This is a genomic window from Embleya australiensis (assembly GCF_051903075.1).
Lineage (GTDB): Bacteria > Actinomycetota > Actinomycetes > Streptomycetales > Streptomycetaceae > Embleya.
The window spans coordinates 6217161-6236059 of sequence record NZ_CP182422.1; the positions used below are offsets into that span (position 1 = coordinate 6217161).

An 18899-nucleotide genomic window follows, 5' to 3' on the forward strand; every position below is an offset into this window, starting at 1 on the left:
GCACCCCGCTACGGAAAGGACGCGTCGTGAAGAGCACGGACGAGCCCGTGATCGTCCTGGTGCACGGGGCCTTCGCCGAATCGGCGAGCTGGAACCGCGTCATCCGGCTGCTGAACGACAGCGGGCTGCGCACCGTCGCGGCCGCCAATCCGCTGCGCGGCCTCGCCGAGGACGCGGCCTACCTACGCGATGTCGTCGAGGGTCTCGACCAGCCGGTCGTCCTGGTCGGCCACTCCTACGGCGGCATGGTGATCAGCCAGGCCGCGGCCGACCTCCCGGCGGTGCGATCCCTTGTCTACGTCGCGGCGTTCGCCCCCGAGACCGGCGAGTCCGCCCTTCATCTGTCCGCCGAATTCCCCGGCAGCACGCTGCGCGAAGTGCTGACCGCCTACCCCGTCCCCCCGGGCGGAATCGAGTTCCGGATCGCCGACGACCATTTCCACCACCAGTTCTGCGCCGACGTGGACGCCGAGGAAGCCGACCTCATGGCGGCGACGCAGCGCCCGGTCACCGAGCGCGCGCTGACGGACGGGCTGACCGGCGCGCCGGCCTGGCGGACCGTGCCATCGTGGTTCGTCTTCGGCGGAATGGACCGCAACATTCCCGCCGAGGCACTGCGGTTCATGGCCGAACGCGCCGGCTCGCACGGAACCCGAGCCATCGCCGGCGCCTCCCACGCGATCGCGGTGAGCCGACCGGAGGCAGTGGCCGCGACGATCCTCGAAGCGGTCGGGGGAGAACAGGGCTGAGCAGCGCGCCGGGACGTGCCGTGCGGACGGGTCCCGCCCGGTACGTCCCGTCCGGTACGTCCTGCTCGGCATCGCGGAGACCGACGACGTACGGCTCCTATCTGCCCAATGCCTCGGGAAGCGCTCGACGTGAGCTGATCCCGAGTTTCGTGTACACCTTGCGCAGGTGCCATTCCACCGTGTGGGGGCTGAGGAACAGCTCCGCACCGATCCTCGCGTTCGTCATGCCGTCCGCGGCAAGGGCCGCGACCTGCGACTCCTGGGGCGTGAGGGCGCCCTCGGCCCCGGTCTCCCGTGCCCTGACGTGCTCGCCGGCGGCGAGCAGCTCGCGGCGGGTCCGCTCGGCGAAGGCCCGCGCCGGCATCCTGTCGAACATCTCATGGGCCGTGTGCAGGTGGTCCCGGGCCAGGGTACGGCGCCCGCCGCGACGCAGCCACTCGCCGTACAGAAGGTGGGTGCGCGCGACCTCCACGACCACACCACCACGACCGAAATCCTCGATCGCCGTGCGGTAGAGGCCATCGGCCTCGGCGCCGTCGGCGAGGAGGGCTTGGCTGCGGGCGCGTGCTCCCCGGGCCCAACCGGAGTCGGCGGCACGCGTGAGTTCCATCAGTCGGGTCAGGGAGGCGCGGGCCTGCTCGAACTCACCGCATCGGGTCGCCGCCTCGACGTGTTCGACCAGCGACAGTCCGGTGAAGTTGAACCCGTCGTGCTCGATCCCCGTACGAGCGGCCTCCAGAGCCTCTTCATAGCGTGCCAGGCCGTTGAACAGCACGCCTTGGATGTAGCCCATCGCGCCGAGCAGGGACACCTCGCCCCGTTGCACGGCGCTCCGCCTGGTCTCCTCGACGATGGCGGCGGCGATGTCGGCCTCCCCTCGCCACGCGGCCAACACGAGCGTGGCGTACTTGTGCGGGGCGTGACCGGTCGCGGCGGCGATCGCGTCGGCCTCCTCGATCATCCGGTCCGCCTCGGCGAACTCGCCGTAGTGGATATGCACCCCGCCGGCGTAGATCAGGGCCGGCGGCAGCACGCCGAGCGCCCCGATGTCCCGTGCCAGGCGTACCGCGCGACTCGACAACGTGTCCCACGCGTGAAGGTCCCAGGCGTGGTGGATGAATGCCTCGATCGCGACCGGGGCCAGCAGAAGCCAACGCACGGCCGCCTCCCTGGTGCCCAGTTGCTCGTGGGTGAGCAGGTCCAGGGCTTGGTACAAGGCCGGAACGCCGGTCTCGCGTCCGTCCGCGAGAAGTCCCGCCACACCGTCCAAGAGTGTGTCGGCGGCCTTGGAGCCCGAGGACGGCGCCCCCGACGCGCGCGCCGCGATCGCCGCGGCGCGCGCACCTGTCGGACCATGGACCCGGCCCGCGAAGATGGTTGCGCTGATCGCTTCCAGGTAGGTCTCCCGCGCCAACGGCGACCCGGCGGCGGAGAATCGCGCGGCCGCGTCGAGAAGCAGCGGCGCCGCCTCGTCGCCGCGACTGCGCGCGAAGAGGATTCTGGCCCGCAGCCGGGCCAGGCGGGCCTGGTCCAGGGGGCCGAGGGCATACAGGTCGGCCACCGCCGCCAGTTCCGTGGCCCGTTCCGGTGCCGCGGCGGAGAAGTGCGCCTCGGCGGCCGCGAGGGCGCGGCGCCCCTTCGGTCCGGGGTCGGGGGTCAGCTCCACCGCGCGTTCCAGCAGTACCGCCTCGGCCGCGATACCGCCGCGCTGCCGCGCGCGGTCGGCGGCCTGTTCCAGCCCCGCGGCCACCGCCTCGTCCGGTCCGTCGGCCGCCTGCGCGGCGTGCCAGGCGCGTCGGTCGGGGTCCAGGACCGGGTCCGTGGCCTCGGCCAGCGCCCGGTGGGCCGCCCGGCGTGCCTCGGATTCCGCGCGACGGTAGACCGCCGAACGCACCAGCGGATGCCGGAACCGGACCGACTCGCCGAACTCGATCAAGCCGGCCGCCTTGGCCGGCGCGGCGTCCGGAACGATGTGCAAGGACGCGGCGGCCCGGGTCAACAGGCGTACGTCGCCGATCGGTTCCGCCGCGGCGATCAGCAGCAGTGTGCGCGTCGCCGACGGCAGTGCACCGAGTCGGTCGGCGAAGTCGCGCTCCACCCGCCCGACAACCGGCTCTCGCACGCCCGGAAGGCTCGACGAGTCCAGGCCGTAGGCCAGTTCGGCGGCGCTGCGGCCACGGGAGAATTCGAGCAGGGCGAGCGGGTTGCCGTGCATCTCGGCCACGAAACGATCCCGGACCCGTTCCTCCAGCCGCCCGCCGACGGTGCTGTTGAGAAGCTCCCCGGCCGCGGCGGTGTCGAGGCCGCCGACTTGCAGCGTCGGTAGACCGCCCAGGGCGGCACGTCCTTCGGGATCACGGACCGCGAACGCCATCGCGACCGGTTCCGCGAGCAGGCGCCGGGCCACGAACTCCAGGGTCTGCAGGGATACCTGGTCCAGCCAGTGCGCGTCGTCGACCAGGACGAGCACCGGCCGGGTCTCCGATACCCGGGTGAGCAGTGTGAGCACGGCGAGGCCGACCAGGAAGCGGTCGGGTGGGTCACCGGCCGCCATTGCGAACGCCACGCACAGGGCGTCGCGTTGGGGTTTGGGCAACTCGTCGAGCCGGTCCAGGAACGGCGCGCACAGTTGGTGCAGGCTCGCGTAGGGCAGCTCCATGTCGGCCTCGATGCCGCGCGCCCACGTCACCTGCACCCGTTCGGCCCGGACGGCCGCGTACTCCAGGAGTACCGACTTGCCGATGCCCGCTTCCCCGCGAACCACCAGGACACGAAGCCCGCCCCTGTGCAGACCCGACAGCAGGTTGTCGAGCTCCGCACACTCACGATGCCGGCCGACGAGCTCGGGAAGCGGGCTGGCGCGCATGCGACGCGACTCCTTGACGGAATCCGGGGAATCCGGGAATCCGGGTAATCCCCGACGGTTTTGGGACGGCCTTAGCAACGGTACCCGCGACTTCCCCGACGCTCCGCATGGAAAAGCTGTGATCACTTCCACGCCGGGAAACGCGCGGCGGGCGTCACAAAACGCGGCCCTGTCCGGTCGCCGTTCCCGTCAGGGCACCGTCACGCCGGATCCGGCGGTCGCAGGACAGGTGCAGGACGGTGACGTCATCGGCCAATCCGCCGAACGGAGCGGCCAACAGCGACACGTGGCCCACCAGCGCGTCGACGAACGCCTGGGGCGGGCGGCTCGCGTACCGGGCCGCAAGATCGAGGAGTCCCTTTTCGCCGAGCCGCCCGTATGCGGTTCGGCCCTCGTAGAGACCGTCGGTGACGAGAACGACACCGTCCCGGTCCGCCAGGGCCATCTCGTTCTCGTGCCAGTCCTCGAGCCCGGGGAACAGACCCAGCGCGATACCGGGCCGCGGATTCACCCACCGCACCTTCCGGCGATGCCTGTGCAGGAAACCGGGATGGCCCGCGCTCATCATCCGAAGGGAACGCGCGTCGGGGCGAAAGACCAGGGACGCGACCGTGGCGAAGACGTCCTCTCTCGACCGCTCCTTGACCAGGACCCGTTCGAGCAGGCGCAGTTGGTCCGGCTGTGCCTGCCCGCACAGTACGGCGGCGCGCCACGCCAGGCGCAGATGGATACCCAAGGCGGCCTCGGCCGCACCGTGCCCGGACACGTCACCCATCACGACGTGGACAGTGCCGTCCTCGGTTTGCACGACATCGCAGAAGTCGCCGCCCAAGAGCGTGTGCGAGCTGCCGGGCGCGTAGTGGAAAGCGGTTGCGAAGCCGTCGCCGTGCCGCGCCGGCCGGGGCCGCAGGCCCTGTTCCAGCACCGTTTTGTCCCGTGCGATCATTTCGTATTCCGCTCTCGTGACCGGACCGGACCGGCTGTGGCCTCGCCGGACCGGTATCGCGTCGACGGCGGAATCGACGAAGCCGTGCGACCGCGCGCCGGGAGCGTTCGGTCGCGGAATGGGACTGCCCATGTGTGGTTCTTTTCTCTGGCGAATGGATGCCGCGGCGCCATGCGCGAGTTTCGGTGCGGTTTTCGCAACGCTCACCCTTTGCTCCTGTCCGGATCGGCCTGCCGACCAAAAGACAGCGAGCGTGCCGGATGTGTGACACGGCGTGCGCTTTCGGGCGTCGGGGTCGTGTGACGTCTCGTGGCCACGCATATGCTCGGTCCGTCGTGGGCCGGACGAATGCGAGGCTTTCGCGCACCTTGTGATCGCGTTCCGAGGCAACCCGGTGGACCGAGAAACGGAGTCGGCAGGAGCATGCGTCCAGAGGCATCCGTGACCGAGGAGAACCTCGGCGAGGCCGTTGCCGCCTTCACGAAGCTGCGGCCACGCCTGTTCGGCATCGCGTATCGCGTGCTGGGCAGCACGGTGGAAGCCGAAGACGTGGTTCAGGAAGCGTGGCTGCGGTGGCAGCGAACCGACCGTTCCGTGGTGGTCGACGCCGCGTCGTTTCTGTCGAGGACCACGGTGCGGCTGGCCATCAACGTGGCCCAATCGGCCCGCGTCCGCCGTGAGACCTACGTCGGACCGTGGCTGCCGGAACCCGTCGACACCGGCATCGATCCGATCGCCGACGCGGAACCGACCGATGCCCTGGAGCTCGCGCTCCTCCTTGTTCTGCAAAGGCTCACACCGACGGAGCGGGCCGCGTACGTGCTGAGGGAAGCCTTCGACTACGGCTATGCGGACATCGCGGAGATCCTGGGTCTCACACCCGTCAACGCCCGGAAGATCGTGAGCCGTGCCCGCGGGCACCTCGCGGACAACCAGCGTGAGAGCGTCGACACCCGCGAGCACACGAGGCTGCTCGAAGCCTTCATCGCGGCCGCCCAAGAAGGGGACGTGGCCTCGTTGGAGGCGCTCCTGGCGCCCGACGCCGTCAGTCTGTCCGACGGCAACGGGCTGCGTGGCGCATCTCGCGTCCCGGTGATCGGCCGCGCTCGCGTGGCACATATCGCGTCCGCGCTTCCGCGGCTGTGGCCGGGCGAGGTCCGCTTCGTCGAGGCCAACGGGCGACGCGCGGTTTTGCTGTACCAGGAGGATCAGCCGATCGTCTTCATGACGATCGCGGCCTCGAAGCAGGGCGTCCACCAGGTCCTGTGGGTGTTCAACCCGAGCAAGATCGCAGCCTTCATCGGTTCGCGCGATCGTTTCGCGACCGCGCCTCGGTAACGGACGAATTTGCCAACCCACCGAGTGCCTATACGCTCACAGGAGTGTTCGTGCAAGGTAAGAACCCGGGCTCCCACCTGCAAGGGCGACAGAGCGAACGTACGGCGCTGGAGCGGCACTTGGCCACAGTGCGGGCCGGGCAGAGCGCGGCCCTCGTGCTGCGGGGCGAAGCCGGCATCGGCAAGACCGCGTTGCTGGAGTACGCGGGCGACCACGCCGAGGGCTTCCGAGTGGTGCGAGCAGCGGGCGTCGAAGCCGAGATGGAGCTGGCCTTCGGTGGTGTCCACCAACTCTGCGCGCCCTTCCTCGACCACCTCGGGCGTCTCCCCGATCCGCAACGCACAGCTCTCGAGACCGCCTTCGGCATCAGCGCCGGCACACCCCCGGACCGTTTCCTCGTCGGCCTGGCGGTCCTCAGCCTGTTCGCCGATGTGTCTCAGGAGATGCCGCTCGTCTGCCTGGTCGACGATGTGCAATGGCTCGATCGTGTTTCGGCGCAGGTCGTCGCATTCGTTGCCCGGCGGTTGATGGCGGAGCGCGTCGGGCTGATCTTCGCCGTGCGCGAGCCCGACGGTGAGCGTGTTCTCGAGGGACTGCCCGAGCTGACCCTCGGCGGATTGAGCGAACCCGACGCTCGGGCCCTCCTCAAGTCGGTGCTTCCCGGCGGGTTCGACGAAACGATCCGGAGCCGACTCCTCGCCGAGGCCCGCGGCAACCCGCTGGCTCTGCTGGAGCTGCCGCGGGCCTCCTCCCCGGCGGAGATCGCGGGGGGCTTCGCCTCGCCGGCGTTGCGGCCGCTCGCCGGCACCCTGCAGCACGGCTTCACGCTGCGGGTTCGGGCGCTTCCCGCCCGGACCCGTCGTTTTCTGCTGCTGGCGGCCGCCGAACCCACCGGCGATGTCTCCCTGCTCCGCCGCGCCGCCGACGTTCTCGGCATGTCCATGAACGAGGCGTCCCCCGCGCTCGCGGCAGGACTGCTCACGATAGGCACCCGTGCGCAGTTTCGGCATCCGCTGGTGCGCACGGCCGCCTACTACGCGGCGGAGCCCCCGGAACGCCGAGAAGCGCACCGGGCACTGGCCGAGGCCACAGACGCCCGGTCCGACCCGGATCGCCGGGCATGGCACCTGGCACGGGCGACGGAGGGGCCCGACGAGGCCGCGGCCCAAGAGCTGGTGGGCTCCGCCGATCGGGCCCAGGCGCGCGGCGGGATCGCCGCGTCGGCGGCCTTCCTGCAACGAGCCGTCGAGCTGACGCCCGATCCCTCCCACCGCAGGACCAGAGCGCTGGCAGCGGCCCGAGCCAAGTACCTGGCGGGCGCGTTCGACGCCGCGCTCGAGCTGCTGAGCGTGGCCGAGTTGGACACCCTCGACGACCGGCAGCGCGCCCGAGCCGGCCTGCTGCGCGGACAGATCACCTTCGGATCCCGCGGCGGCAGCGCCACCGTGCCGTTGCTGCTCACGGCGGCCGAGCAACTCGAGCCACTCGATGTCGGCGCCGCACGCGAGACCTACCGCGACGCCTTCTACGCGGCCCTCACCGCGGGCCGGATCTCGACCGGCCCCGGGCTCGAGGAGGTCGCCGCCGCCGTGCGCACCGCACCGCGGCCTGCCCACCCCGGGACCACCGACCTTCTGCTCGACGGCCTGGCCGTGGCGACCACGGACGGATACGCCGCGGGCGCCCCGCAACTGCGGTACGCGTTGAGCACGTTGCGCTGCGGCGGGTTTTCCTCGGACAAGGCGTTGAGCTGGCTCCCGTTCGCCTGTCGCATGGCGCACAACGTGTGGGACTTCGACGTCTGGAGCATCCTGTCCGAGAAACTGGTCCATCTGGCACGCGAGACCGGGGCCCTTTCGGTGCTGCCCTCGGCCCTCCTGCTTCATCTGGCGACCCGGGTCTTCGCCGGGGATCTCGCCGATGCGGACTCGCTCGCCGCGGAGGCGGCGACGATCGCGGAAGCAACCGGCAGTCGTTTTCTGGCCCACTACGGGGCTCTGGTGATCGAGCCCTGGAGGGGACGCGAGGTCGAGACACTGCGGGCGATCGAAACGGTCACCCGCGACGGCAACCTGAACGGCGAGGGGAAGGTGCTCACCGCGTCGCAGTGGGCGCTGGCGGTTCTGTACAACGGCCTCGGCCGGTACGAGGAGGCGTGCGCCGCTGCCGTGCGAGGCTGCGCATATCCGCAGGAGCTGGGACTCGCCCTGTCCTCCCTGGGCGAACTGGCGGAGGCCGCGGCACGCAGCGGACGGCACGACCTTGCGGCCGAGACCGCCGACCGCCTCACGGAGATCGCGCGGGCCGCCGGTACGCCGTGGGCGTCGGGAACCGCTGCGGCCGCGCGTGCGCTGGTCAGCGAGGGGGCGGCGGCCGAGGCCCTGTACCGGGAGGCCATCGAGGCGCTCGAGGGCACCCGGGTGCGCACGGCGCTGGCGCGCACGCTGCTCCTGTACGGCGAGTGGCTGCGGCGTGAGAACCGCCCCGTCGACGCACGGGGCCGGCTCGCCGCCGCACACGCGATTCTCGACGAAGGCGGCATGGAGGCTTTCGCCCGGCGTGCCCGCCGGGAGCTGGAAGCGACCGGAGAAACGGTGCCCAGGCGGACGACGCGCGGCGACGCGGCGCTCACGCCGCAGGAAGCGCAGATCGCGCGTTTGGCGGCCGAAGGGCTGACGAACCACGAGATCGGCGCGCAGCTCTTCCTCAGTTCCCACACTGTGGAGTGGCATCTGCGGAAGGTGTTCACGAAGCTCGGGGTCAAGTCCCGCAAACAGCTCGGCGCGGTGCTGCCGGGCGGTACGCCGGTGCCTGCCTGACCTTCGGCCGCTCACCTCTTCCCGGGGGCACGGGTCCGGACCACGTGGTGGCCACGGTATGACCACGTGGTCCCCTACGGCCGTTCAGGGGCGCGACCGGTCGACCGCAGGCGCGAACTTGGTATCGGCGGGCCTCAAGGCCGCCGATACCAAGGGAGCAAAGGAGCCGATCGTGAGCACATCCGTGATCGCAACCCGGCAGAGCCCGCAGACGGCGACGGTCTCCGCCACGGACGCGCCGGCCGAACCGAGCGACGCGACCCTCGTGTTCGTCAGCGCCCGCCCCGGGCTGCTCAGGATCGCCGGCCGGATCCTCCGAGATCCCGGTGAAGCCGAGGACGTCATCCAGGAGGCGTGGCTGCGCTGGCAGGGCACGGACCGCGCCGTTGTCGCGAATCCGTTGGCGCTGCTCAGGACGACGACCGTTCGGCTGTCCATCAACCTGGTCAATTCGGCGCGGAGACGCTGCGAGTCCAGCGCCACCCCCTGGCTCCCGGACTCGGCGCACGCGGGTATGGCGCCGGAGGTACTCGTCGAGCAGCGGGAGGGTGTGGAGCAGGCCGCGCTGCTGCTGCTTCGGGCTCTGACGCCGAAGCAGCGTGCCGCGTACGTGCTTCGGGAGGCGTTCGACTATTCCTACGACGAGATCGGTGAACTCCTGGGCTTGACGGTCGCGAACGCGCGACAGCAGGTCTCACGCGCACAAGAGAGGTTGCGAAACCGGCGTCACCGGCAGCACGTCGACCCGGCCGCCCATCGGCGACTGGTTCAGGCGATCGTCGCGGCGGCCCGGACGGGGGACCTCCGCCGCCTGGAGGCGGTACTCACCGCCGCCGACGCTCCCCCGTGGGACGAGGCGGCGTGCGCATGAGACGGCGCGGGCTGCCGCCGCGGTCGAATCCGCAGGACAACCGCGACGAGAAACGCGGCGAGGGCGCTCGGCGGGCGGAACGTGGTCGAGGCCGGGAACGGCCACGAGCTGCGCAAGCTCACCAAGGACGGCGACAAGAACGCCGTGATCTATGTGGATCAAGCCCTGATGAACGTGCTCAAGTGGCAACGGGAACGCCAACAGGCCGAGGTGGCGCTTCTCGGCTCGGCCTGGACAGAACACGGGCTCGTGTTCGCTCGTGACGGCTTCAAGCTGCGCAAGGAGGGACCCGGAGCGGGGGGACCGCAAGACCCCGAGAAGGTGTCTGGCCGGCGGCGCACACTCCGGCGCCGGCTTGGCCTGCCCGAGAACTTCCGGCTGCACGACCTTCGGGCAAGCAAGATCACGAATGATCTCGACAGCCACGAAAATCCCGTAGAGGTCTCCGCCAACGCTCGGCACGCCAGCGCGGGCTACACGATGACCCGCTACGGCAGGCGTCGCGCCGAGGGAGCCAAGAAGCCGGCTGCGGCAACGGCAAACCGTGTGGACCTCGGATCCCTGTCGATCCCGGTCCGACCAGGAAGAAAATCGCTCGGCTGTTGGTCACGTGGTTGGTCACGCCACAGCCCAGACATGCAAAAAGCCCCTGGTCAGGGGCCTTTTAAGCGGTGTCCGAGGGGGGACTTGAACCCCCAAGCCCTTTCGGGCACTAGCACCTCAAGCTAGCGCGTCTGCCAATTCCGCCACCCGGACCGGGTGGTCGCCCTGTTTCGCGCGGCGACGTGGAGAACCATATCAAAGATCCGCAGGGGGGCCGGACCGGGGCGGATGTGGGGCTGACCTGGGGCTTGGGGGGTGTTGGGTGGGTGGGCGGGTTCGCCAGGGTGCGCCAGGGGCCGTTCGGGGGATGGCGTGCGGCACAATGGTTGGCGATGTCGAGTGACGACGGGGTCGTGAGTCGAAGGCCGTTCAGCTACCTGACCGCGCAGCAGCACAGTGCGTTGTATCGGGCGATCATGGGTGTCTTCGTCGAGGCCAAGCAGCGGTTCCTGGTGCATTTGCGGCCCGAGGACGTACAGGCCGCGCTCGTGGACCGGGTGGAGCTTTCGGCGGTGGCCGCGGCGCTGGACAGTCTGGCCGGGTGGGGGAATCTGCGGGCGGACGCCGATACCGGGCGGGTGACGTCCGTGGAGGACTTCTATCGGCATCGGTACCTGTACCAGCTCACGCGTGAGGGTGAGGCGGTCGAGGAGGCGCTGAGCGCGTACGACGCGGCGCTCGGACGGCGTGGGGCGCTCCAGGCGGTGGCGCTGGCGGACATCGCGACGCAGTTGCGGGCGCTGATCGGGTTCGGTGCGGCGGAGCGGCTCGACGAGGGCAAGGTTCACCTCGCGCTGATCACCCTGACGCACCGGTTCAACGACCTCGCGGACAACGCGCGGGCCTTCATGGGGTCGCTCCAGCGCACGATCGACCTGCACGACGCGGATGTCGAGGTGTTCCTGGCCTACAAGGATCGCCTGATCGACTACCTGGAGCGCTTCATCGCCGATCTGGTCACGCGCGGTGCGCAGATCGCCGGCCTGCTGGACGAGTTGGGCGACCCGCGCCGGGACGATGGGCCGCTGCGGCGACTCCTGGTCGGTGCCGCCGAGCGCGAGGCGGGGGACGCCGCGCCGGATCCGACCCTCGTGGACGCGGAACCGGAGGGTGCGGAGGCCGCCGTGCGCCTCGCGCTGTACGAGACGTGGGTCGGGCGCTGGCTCGGCCTGCGGGCGTGGTTCATCGCCGAAGGCGGGCACGAGTCGCAGGCACGACTGTTGCGCAGTCGTGCGCGCAGCGCGGTGCCGCAGTTGCTCACCGTGGTCGGCGTGCTCAACGAGCGCCGCGCGGGCCGTTCCGATCGGTCGGCCGACTTTCGGGCCCTCGCGCTCTGGTTCGCCCAGGCTCCCGACGACGCGTCCCGGCATCGACTGTGGCGCTCGGCCTTCGGATTGCACGCGGCCCGGCACCTGACGGTGGACGCGCAGAGCCTGGCGGCGCGAGAGCAGGATCCGCCCGCCGCCGGCACCCCGTGGCACGATGCCCCGCCGATCCACATCAGTCCGCAGTTGCGCAAGACCGGATCGTACGAGCGGCGCGGCAAGCCCAACCGCGTCGCGGACCGATCCGACGCACGCCGATTCCTCGCCGAACACGCGCACCGCGAACGCGTGCAACTCGCGGCGGCGCGGGCCCTGCTCGCCACCCACGGGGTGACCCGGCTCGGTCGGCTGCCCGAACTGGATCCCGTCACCTTCGGCCTGTTCCTGCACCTCCTCGGTGACGCGCTCGCGCTCTGGCGCCCCGAGACCACACATGTGGTCGCCACCGGCCACGACGGCTCGATGGAGATCCACCTCACCCTGCCCGACGACGACGCGCGGGCCGAAGTACGCACCACCGTCGGGGTGTTCAGCGGCCCCGACTTCCTGATCGAGATCATCGACCTCGGCGAACCCGGCGAACCCGGTGAGCCCGGCGACCTCGGCCCGGTCGGCGAACCCGGTATGACCGACCCCGGTATGACCGACCCCGATACGGAAGAGATCGGCGCATGAGCAGGCCACCCGGAACAACCGCGCTGGGATCGGCACTCGACGAGGACCGCCGGGTCAAGCGGCGCCGGGCCGCGCGAGCCCTGCTGCGCACGCCCCTGCTGCGTGCTCGGGGCGAAGGCGGCGAGGAGTTCCGGCTCGTGCAGCAGTTCGCCGCCGAGCTGCGGCCCTGGTTCGAACGCAACACCGGCTGGCGGCTGTACGTGGACGCCGAGGTGGCGCGCCTGTACAAAGTCCCCGCCGACTCCCGGTCGGCCACCCATCCGGCGCGCGACCCACGCACGAAACTGCCCTTCGGGGCCCGCCGGTACGTGCTCGTGTGCCTCGCGCTGGCCGCGTTGGAGCGATCGGATCACCAGATCGCACTCGGGCGGTTGGCCGGACAGATCGTGATCGGCGCGGCCGATCCGGCGCTGGGCGCGGCCGGTGTGGAGTTCACGCTGGAGAACCGCGAGGAACGCGCCGACCTCGTGGCCGTCGTCCGGCTGTTGATCCGCCTCGGCGTGCTGACCCTGGTGGCCGGTGACGAGGAGGCGTATCTCAAAGCCACGGGGGACGCGTTGTACGACGTCGAACGCCGCGTGTTGGCCGGGCTGCTCAGCTCCCGACAAGGACCCTCCACGATTTTCGCCACCGACTTCGAGGACCGACTCGCGGCGCTCGCCGACGACTCCGTGCTCGACAACGACGACCTGCGCAACCAACGCATCCGCCATCACCTCACCCGTACGCTCTTGGACGACCCGGTCCTGTACTACGCGGACCTGCCCGACGCCGAACTCGCCTATCTCCAGAAGCAGCGTCCGCACATCACCGGCGCCATCACGGAGTTGACCGGCCTCGTCGCCGAAGTACGCGCCGAGGGCATCGCCATGGTCGACCCCGACGACGAACTGACCGACGTCAAAATGCCCGACACCGGCACCGACGGGCACGTGACGCTCCTGCTCGCCGAACGCCTGGCCGCCGGTACCGGAGCCGGTATCGACACCGACCCCGCAGCCGACCCCGCATCGGCCCCGATCGTCCCCCTCACCCAACTCCACGCTCTGGTACGAGAGTTCGCCCGCGAACACGGCGGCTACTGGCGCAAGGCCGCGACCGAACCGGGCGCTGAGCACGAACTGGTCGAGCAGGCCGTGGGCCGCTTGACCGCCCTCGGCCTGCTCGCCCGAACCCACGACCACGAGGGCGCCCCCGCCGTCGTCGCACTGCCGGCCCTCGCCCGCTACGCCGTCGGCGAGACCGTCCTCCTCGAACCAGGAGCCAGGGCACCCGGCCCGCGTACCCGGCGAACCGCACCGAAGGGCAGCCGCCGATGAGCCCGATCCTGCCGCACCCCACCCGCGAGCGGTGGCAACCGCTGCGCACCGGCCTGGTGGACCTGTTCCACTACGACGTCGAGGAGTTCCACTTCCGCGACGGACGGCTGCTGCTGCGCGGCAACAACGGCACCGGCAAGTCCAAGGTGCTCGCCCTGACCCTGCCGTTCCTGCTCGACGGCGACCTGTCCGCGCATCGGGTCGAACCCGACGGCGATCCGCGCAAGCGGATGGAATGGAATCTGCTCCTGGGCGGCGAACACCCGCACAGCGAACGGCTCGGCTACACCTGGATCGAATTCGGCAGGCGCGCCGACGACGGCACCGTCGAATTCCGCACCCTCGGCTGCGGGCTCAAGGCGGTGGCGGGCCGAGGGGTGGTCCGACACTGGTACTTCGTGACCACACAACGCGTCGGCGAGGGCCTGTCGTTGATCGACGGCACCCGCACCGCACTGACCCGGGACCGCCTCACCGAGGCACTGGCCGGCCACGGACTGGTCCACGACCAGGCGGGCAGCTACCGCCGGGCCGTGGACGACGCGCTGTTCGGCCTCGGGGAACAGCGCTACGCCGCGCTGGTGGACCTGCTCATCCAACTGCGCCAACCGCAACTGTCCAAGCGGCCCAGCGAGAAGGCCCTGTCCAAGGCGCTCACCGAAGCCCTCGCGCCGATGGACCAGGCGGTGGTCGCCGACGTCGCCGAGGCGTTCCGCAGTCTCGACGAGGACCAGGCCCGGCTCGCCGCGATGGCCGAGACCGAACAGGCAGCGACCACGTTCTTGACCCACTATCAGCGCTACGCCAAGGTCGCCTCGCGTCGCCGGGCCCGCGCACCGCGCAGCGAACACGCCCGCCACGACACGCTGCGCGCCGAATTCACCCGGGCCGGCGACGAGGAGGCCGAGGCCCAACTACGGGTGGCGGCGGCTGAGGAACTGATCTCCGAGTGCACCGCCGAGGCCGCCCGGCTCCAGGCCAAGGACGAGGCACTGCGCGCGGGACCGGAGATGCGCAGCGCCCGCGAACTCGACCGGGCCGCCGAAGCCGCGCGCACCGCCAGGGCGGACGCGGCCCAGGCCGAGGAGGACGGACGGCGCGCGAGCGAGGACGAACGGCGCGCGAGCGAGCGCGCGGACGCCGCCGGCGCCCGACTGACCGTCGCCGTCCGTGAAGTCGACGCCGTGCGCCGCGAGGCCGCCGACGCGGCCGCGCAGGCGATACTGACCGCCGCACACTCCGAACACGTGGCCGCCGCGCCGGCCGACGAACCCCGGGTACGTCGGGCCGCCGACGACCTGGTGGACCGCCGTCGACGCACCGTCGAACTCCTGGCCGGGCTGCACCGCGACGCCGAGCGGCTCGCCGGCGTACGCACCGCCGCCCGGCAGCGACTCACCGACATCGAGGCCGAACTCGCGGCCCAGGCCGAGGAGCACGAGCGCTGCGCCGACGTGACGCGGGCCGAGAAGCGGTCCTTCGTCGCGGCCGTGCAGGCGTACCTGGCCGAGTGCGCCGAACTGCGACCGGCGGATCCGCTCGGCCTGCTGGACGAACTCACGGTGTGGGCGGACACGTTGGTCGGCTCCGATCCGGTCCGCGTGGCCACCGACGCGGCGGCGCGCGAGCGGCACGCCGTGCTCGCGGCGCAGGCCGCCGCCGTGGCCGGCGAACTGCGGGACGTCGACGGGCAGGCCGAGCGGCTCCGGGCCGAACTGGCCGACCTGCGCGCGGGCGGGACCCGGCCGCCGCGCCCGCCGCACACCCGCGACGACACCAAGCGCACGGCGCGCCCGGGCGCCCCCCTGTGGCGCCTCGTCGACTTCACCGACGCGGTGCCGGACGGCGCGGCCCGGGCCGGCCTCGAGGCGGCCCTGGAGGCATCCGGCCTCCTCGACGCGTGGGTGGATCCGGACGGTACGGCCATTTCGCTGCGCACCGGCGAGCTGTTGGCCCGGCCCGGGCCGCCCGTTGCCGGGCCCACCCTCGGCGACGTGCTGAGCCCGGCCGTGGACCGTGCCGACGAGCGGGCCGCGGCGGTGCCCGACGCGACGGTGGGCCGCCTGCTCGCCGCCATCGGCTGGGGGCCGGACAGCGCCGCGACCACCCGGGTCGCCGCGGACGGCACCTTCACCCTCGGCATGCTGACCGGCCGCTGGACCAAGCCGAACGCCGAATACCTGGGTGCGGGCGCACGCGAGCGCGCACGTCGGGCCAGGATCGGGGCCGTCGTCGCCGAACTGGCCGAACTCGACGTCCGGCGCGCGGACATCGTGGAACGAGCCGCCGCGGTGACCACGCGTCAGTGCCGACTCGACGACGAACTGGCGGGCCGACCGGGCGACGAGGCGTTGCGCCGGGCACACGCGCAGGTCGCCGCCGCCGGCGCCCGGCTGGCCGCCCTCGACACCCGCCGCGCCGAACAGGAGCGACACGTGGTGACCGCGGCGACCCGTGCCGACGAGGCCGCCGACGAGGCCCGCCGCGCCGCCGTCGACACCGGCCTGCCCACCGCCCCGGAGGAACTCGCCTCGGTGTCCGCCGGCCTGGCCCGGTACCGCGAGGCATTGGCGGCGCTGTGGCCCGCGTTGCGCGAACACACAGCCGCTTCGGCCGCCGCCGTGAGCGAACGTGTGGAGGCCGAACGGGTCGCCGTACACGCGGGCGGCCTGCGCGAGCGCGCCGCGGCGGCACGACGTCGGGCGCTCGCCGCCGAGAGCGGTCACGAAACCATCGCCGCCACCGTCGGCGCGGCCGTCGCCGAACTCCAACGCGAACTGACCGCGACCCGCCTGGCCCTGCGAGGATGCGAGGACGCGACCCGGCGCGCCCACCGCGAGCACACCGACGCGGTCAAGGCCGGCGGCGTCGCCCAGGGCCGTCGGCAACAACTGGAGCGCGACGTCGCCGAGTCCGCGCGCACCCGGGACGAGGCGGTGGCCGCGCTGCGCCGGTTCGCGAGCACGGGCCTGCTCACCGTGGCGCTGCCGGAACTGGAGGTGCCCGCACCGGACTCCGCGTGGGCCGCCGATCCGTCGGTGCGCTTCGCGCGCCGGATCGAGCGCGAGTTGGAGCAGATCGACGACTCGGACCAGGCGTGGGAGCGCGTGCAGCGGCGGGTCGCCGAGGAGTTGAAGAACCTCCAGGACGCCCTGGGCCGGCACGGCCACACCGCCTCCGGACACATGCTGGAGGACGGCGTCGTCGTCGACGTCGTCTTCCAGGGTCGCACCTCGACCGTGGCCGGGCTCGCGACCTCGCTGGCCGCCGAGGTGGAGGCGCGACGGCGGCTGCTCTCGGCCCGGGAGCGAGAGATCCTGGAGAACCACCTGATCTCCGAAGTGGCGGGCACCCTCCAGGAGTTGATCGGCGCGGCGGAGCGCCGGGTGGCCGTGATGAACGCTGAACTGGCGGCCCGCCCGACCAGCACCGGGATGAAACTGCGGTTGGTGTGGCGCCCGGCCAAGGAGGCGCCGACCGGCTTGGCCGCCGCCCGCGCCCGGCTGCTGCGCCAGACCGCGGATGCCTGGACGGCCGAGGACCGCGCGGCGGTCGGCGAGTTCCTCCAGGCCGAGATCGCGCGGGTGCGCAGCCGGGACGCCGGCGGTACCTGGGTCGAACAGCTCAGCACGGCCCTCGACTACCGCTCGTGGCACGAGTTCGGCATCGAGCGGCATCAGCACGGTCAGTGGAGCACCGCGACCGGCCCGGCCTCCGGCGGCGAACGGGTGCTCGCCGCCTCGGTCCCGCTGTTCGCGGCGGCGTCCTCGCACTACGCCTCGGCGGCCAACCCGTACGCGCCTCGATTGGTCACGCTGGACGAGGCGTTCGCGGGAGTGGACGACGACTCGCGGGCCAAATGTCTGGGCCTGCTCGCGGCCTTCGACTTGGACGTTGTCATGACCAGCGAACGCGAATGGGGTTGCTATCCCGAGGTGCCGGGTCTGGCCATCGCCCAGTTGTCCCGCGTGGACGACATCGCGGCGGTGCTGGTGACGCGCTGGGAATGGAACGGCGAACACAGGTTCCGCGCCGTCGATCCCGAGCCCATGGGATTGTCCGCGACGGTGCCGGCGCCGCGGTCCGGCGGCTCGGACGGCGCCACCCAGGACGAGCTGTGGACGTGAGCGGAACACACCTGGAACGTCTGCTCGGTGGCCCGGACCTCGCCTGGCTGGTGGACCGGGCGCGACACCGCCTCGAACACGCCCGCGATCTCGACGGATCGGTCACCCTCAAGGCGCCCACCGCCGGACAACGGGAGGCGGTGGAACGGTTGTTGGGCCGACCGGCGCGTTCCGGTGGGTCGTTGTCGGTCGCGCTGCCGGCGGTCGATCGAATCCTGCGCGCATCGGGCGCATGCCCCGAGGGCCTCGCGGCGGCCGTCGAGATCCTGGTCGGCCGGGTGGTGCCGCGCCACGAGGTCGCCTCGGCGGAGCGCGACGCCTGGGCGCGCGCCTTCGGGCCGCTGGACGAACTGGTGTACCGCCGGCCCGAGTTGGCGGTCTGGGCGGCGGACATCCGGGCGTCCGGGTTGGTTCGGCGCGTGTGCGGCGGGCCCGAGGCGGCCCATCGCACGTTGACGGATGTCGCCGCGGTACTGGGCGAGTTGCCGGTCGAGGGGGAGCCGATCGGGGTCTTCGCGGCCCGGGTCCGTGCCGACGCGCACGCGCTCGACGAGGATCGTCCGCTGACCACTTTGGTGTTCGGCGCGGCGCGAGTCCTCGGCGGGATCCCGGCCGGCGGCGGCGCCGAGTGGCGGCGGACGGTCTGGGCGGCGGTCGGGCTGCTCAAGGACGATCTGTCCAGCACGGTGCTCACCCTCGGGCTGCCCGGCGACGACGCCTCACCCACCGGGCGGGCGCTCGCCATCCTGAGCGCGGCCGGCCAGCCGGCGGTGTTGACCTTGCGTCAGCTCGCCGGTGACCCGCCTGCGGCGCTGCCCGCGACGGCCGTGGTGTTCGTGTGCGAGAACCCGGCCGTGGTCGCGGCGGCGGCGCACGGGATCGGCGCCGATTGCCCGCCGCTGGTGTGCGTATCGGGTCAGCCCGGAACGGCCGCGGTGCGGCTGTTGGCGGCGCTGACGGCCGATGGCGCGGTGGTGCGGGCGCACGGCGACTTCGACTGGGGCGGTCTGCGGATCGTGTCCGGTCTGGCCGCGCGCGTCCGGGTCCGGCCGTGGCGATATCGCGCGTCGGACTACCTTACGGCCGTCGCCGCGCGGCCCGGTACCGCGCTGACGGGCGCGCCGACGACCGCGGCCTGGGACTCCGAACTCGCCGACGCGATGCGGGACGTGGGTCGCCGGGTCGAGGAGGAGGCGGTACTGGACGATCTGCTCGCCGACCTTCGTGCGACGGGGCGAACGGGCCTGCCGGGCTGATCGGC

At 71.9% G+C, this 18899-nt stretch carries 10 protein-coding genes and 1 tRNA gene; 8 read left to right on the top strand and 3 right to left on the bottom strand.

The window, feature by feature from the left end:
- Positions 1-26: 26 nt before the first annotated feature.
- Positions 27-749, top strand: coding sequence for an alpha/beta fold hydrolase (locus ACMXN5_RS26800; protein ID WP_439677369.1), 723 nt, complete (start codon positions 27-29; stop codon positions 747-749).
- Positions 750-846: 97 nt separating this feature from the next.
- On the opposite strand, the gene ACMXN5_RS26805 is transcribed toward ACMXN5_RS26800, so the two are convergent.
- Together ACMXN5_RS26805 and ACMXN5_RS26810 are read right to left on the bottom strand one after the other, a co-directional pair.
- A complete protein-coding gene (locus ACMXN5_RS26805) occupies positions 847-3615 on the bottom strand; it encodes a helix-turn-helix transcriptional regulator (RefSeq protein WP_439677370.1) in 2769 nt (922 codons plus the stop codon).
- 154 nt (positions 3616-3769) lie between these two features.
- A complete protein-coding gene (locus ACMXN5_RS26810) occupies positions 3770-4882 on the bottom strand; it encodes a PP2C family protein-serine/threonine phosphatase (RefSeq protein ID WP_439677371.1) in 1113 nt (370 codons plus the stop codon).
- 102 nt (positions 4883-4984) lie between these two features.
- Between ACMXN5_RS26810 and ACMXN5_RS26815 the strand changes: the two genes are divergently transcribed.
- The 3 genes from ACMXN5_RS26815 to ACMXN5_RS26825 all read left to right on the top strand — a co-directional run bounded on the left by ACMXN5_RS26815 (position 4985) and on the right by ACMXN5_RS26825 (position 9589).
- Positions 4985-5899 carry a sigma-70 family RNA polymerase sigma factor gene (locus tag ACMXN5_RS26815; RefSeq protein ID WP_439677372.1) on the top strand — a complete coding sequence of 305 codons (915 nt, stop codon included), beginning with the start codon at positions 4985-4987 and terminating at the stop codon, positions 5897-5899.
- A gap of 44 nt (positions 5900-5943) precedes the next feature.
- Positions 5944-8718, top strand: coding sequence for a helix-turn-helix transcriptional regulator (locus tag ACMXN5_RS26820; protein WP_439677373.1), 2775 nt, complete (start codon positions 5944-5946; stop codon positions 8716-8718).
- A 172-nt stretch (positions 8719-8890) separates the two neighbouring features.
- Positions 8891-9589: a sigma-70 family RNA polymerase sigma factor gene (locus tag ACMXN5_RS26825; RefSeq protein WP_439677374.1), complete on the top strand. Its 699-nt coding sequence runs from the start codon at positions 8891-8893 to the stop codon at positions 9587-9589.
- A 672-nt stretch (positions 9590-10261) separates the two neighbouring features.
- Here the strand turns inward: ACMXN5_RS26825 and ACMXN5_RS26830 are convergent.
- A tRNA-Leu gene (locus ACMXN5_RS26830) sits at positions 10262-10345 on the bottom strand.
- A 179-nt stretch (positions 10346-10524) separates the two neighbouring features.
- Here ACMXN5_RS26830 and ACMXN5_RS26835 point away from each other — a divergent pair.
- Genes ACMXN5_RS26835 through ACMXN5_RS26850 form a run of 4 tightly spaced genes read left to right on the top strand, consistent with a single transcriptional unit; the run spans position 10525 to position 18894 of the window.
- Entirely contained in the window at positions 10525-12192 is a 1668-nt protein-coding gene (locus ACMXN5_RS26835) for a TIGR02677 family protein (protein ID WP_439677375.1), read from the top strand.
- The gene (locus tag ACMXN5_RS26840) at positions 12189-13511 is read left to right on the top strand and encodes a TIGR02678 family protein (protein ID WP_439677376.1); all 1323 of its coding nucleotides are present in this window, start codon (positions 12189-12191) and stop codon (positions 13509-13511) included. Before ACMXN5_RS26835 ends, ACMXN5_RS26840 begins: the two co-directional genes overlap by 4 nt.
- Positions 13508-17638, top strand: a complete 4131-nt coding sequence (locus ACMXN5_RS26845) for a TIGR02680 family protein (RefSeq protein ID WP_439677377.1) — start codon at positions 13508-13510, stop codon at positions 17636-17638. The genes ACMXN5_RS26840 and ACMXN5_RS26845 overlap by 4 nt, the downstream gene beginning before the upstream one ends.
- Positions 17635-18894, top strand: a complete 1260-nt coding sequence (locus ACMXN5_RS26850) for a TIGR02679 family protein (protein ID WP_439677378.1) — start codon at positions 17635-17637, stop codon at positions 18892-18894. Before ACMXN5_RS26845 ends, ACMXN5_RS26850 begins: the two co-directional genes overlap by 4 nt.
- Positions 18895-18899 lie beyond the last annotated feature (5 nt).

What these genes read in the sequence shown, in the direction of transcription:
- ACMXN5_RS26805 (WP_439677370.1), bottom strand. Translation starts at nt 3,615, where the DNA reads ATGCGCGCCAGCCCGCTTCCCGAGCTCGTCGGCCGGCATCGTGAGTGT.
- ACMXN5_RS26810 (WP_439677371.1), bottom strand. Translation starts at nt 4,882, where the DNA reads ATGCGTGGCCACGAGACGTCACACGACCCCGACGCCCGAAAGCGCACG.
- ACMXN5_RS26815 (WP_439677372.1), top strand. Translation starts at nt 4,985, where the DNA reads ATGCGTCCAGAGGCATCCGTGACCGAGGAGAACCTCGGCGAGGCCGTT.
- ACMXN5_RS26835 (WP_439677375.1), top strand. Translation starts at nt 10,525, where the DNA reads ATGTCGAGTGACGACGGGGTCGTGAGTCGAAGGCCGTTCAGCTACCTG.
- ACMXN5_RS26840 (WP_439677376.1), top strand. Translation starts at nt 12,189, where the DNA reads ATGAGCAGGCCACCCGGAACAACCGCGCTGGGATCGGCACTCGACGAG.
- ACMXN5_RS26845 (WP_439677377.1), top strand. Translation starts at nt 13,508, where the DNA reads ATGAGCCCGATCCTGCCGCACCCCACCCGCGAGCGGTGGCAACCGCTG.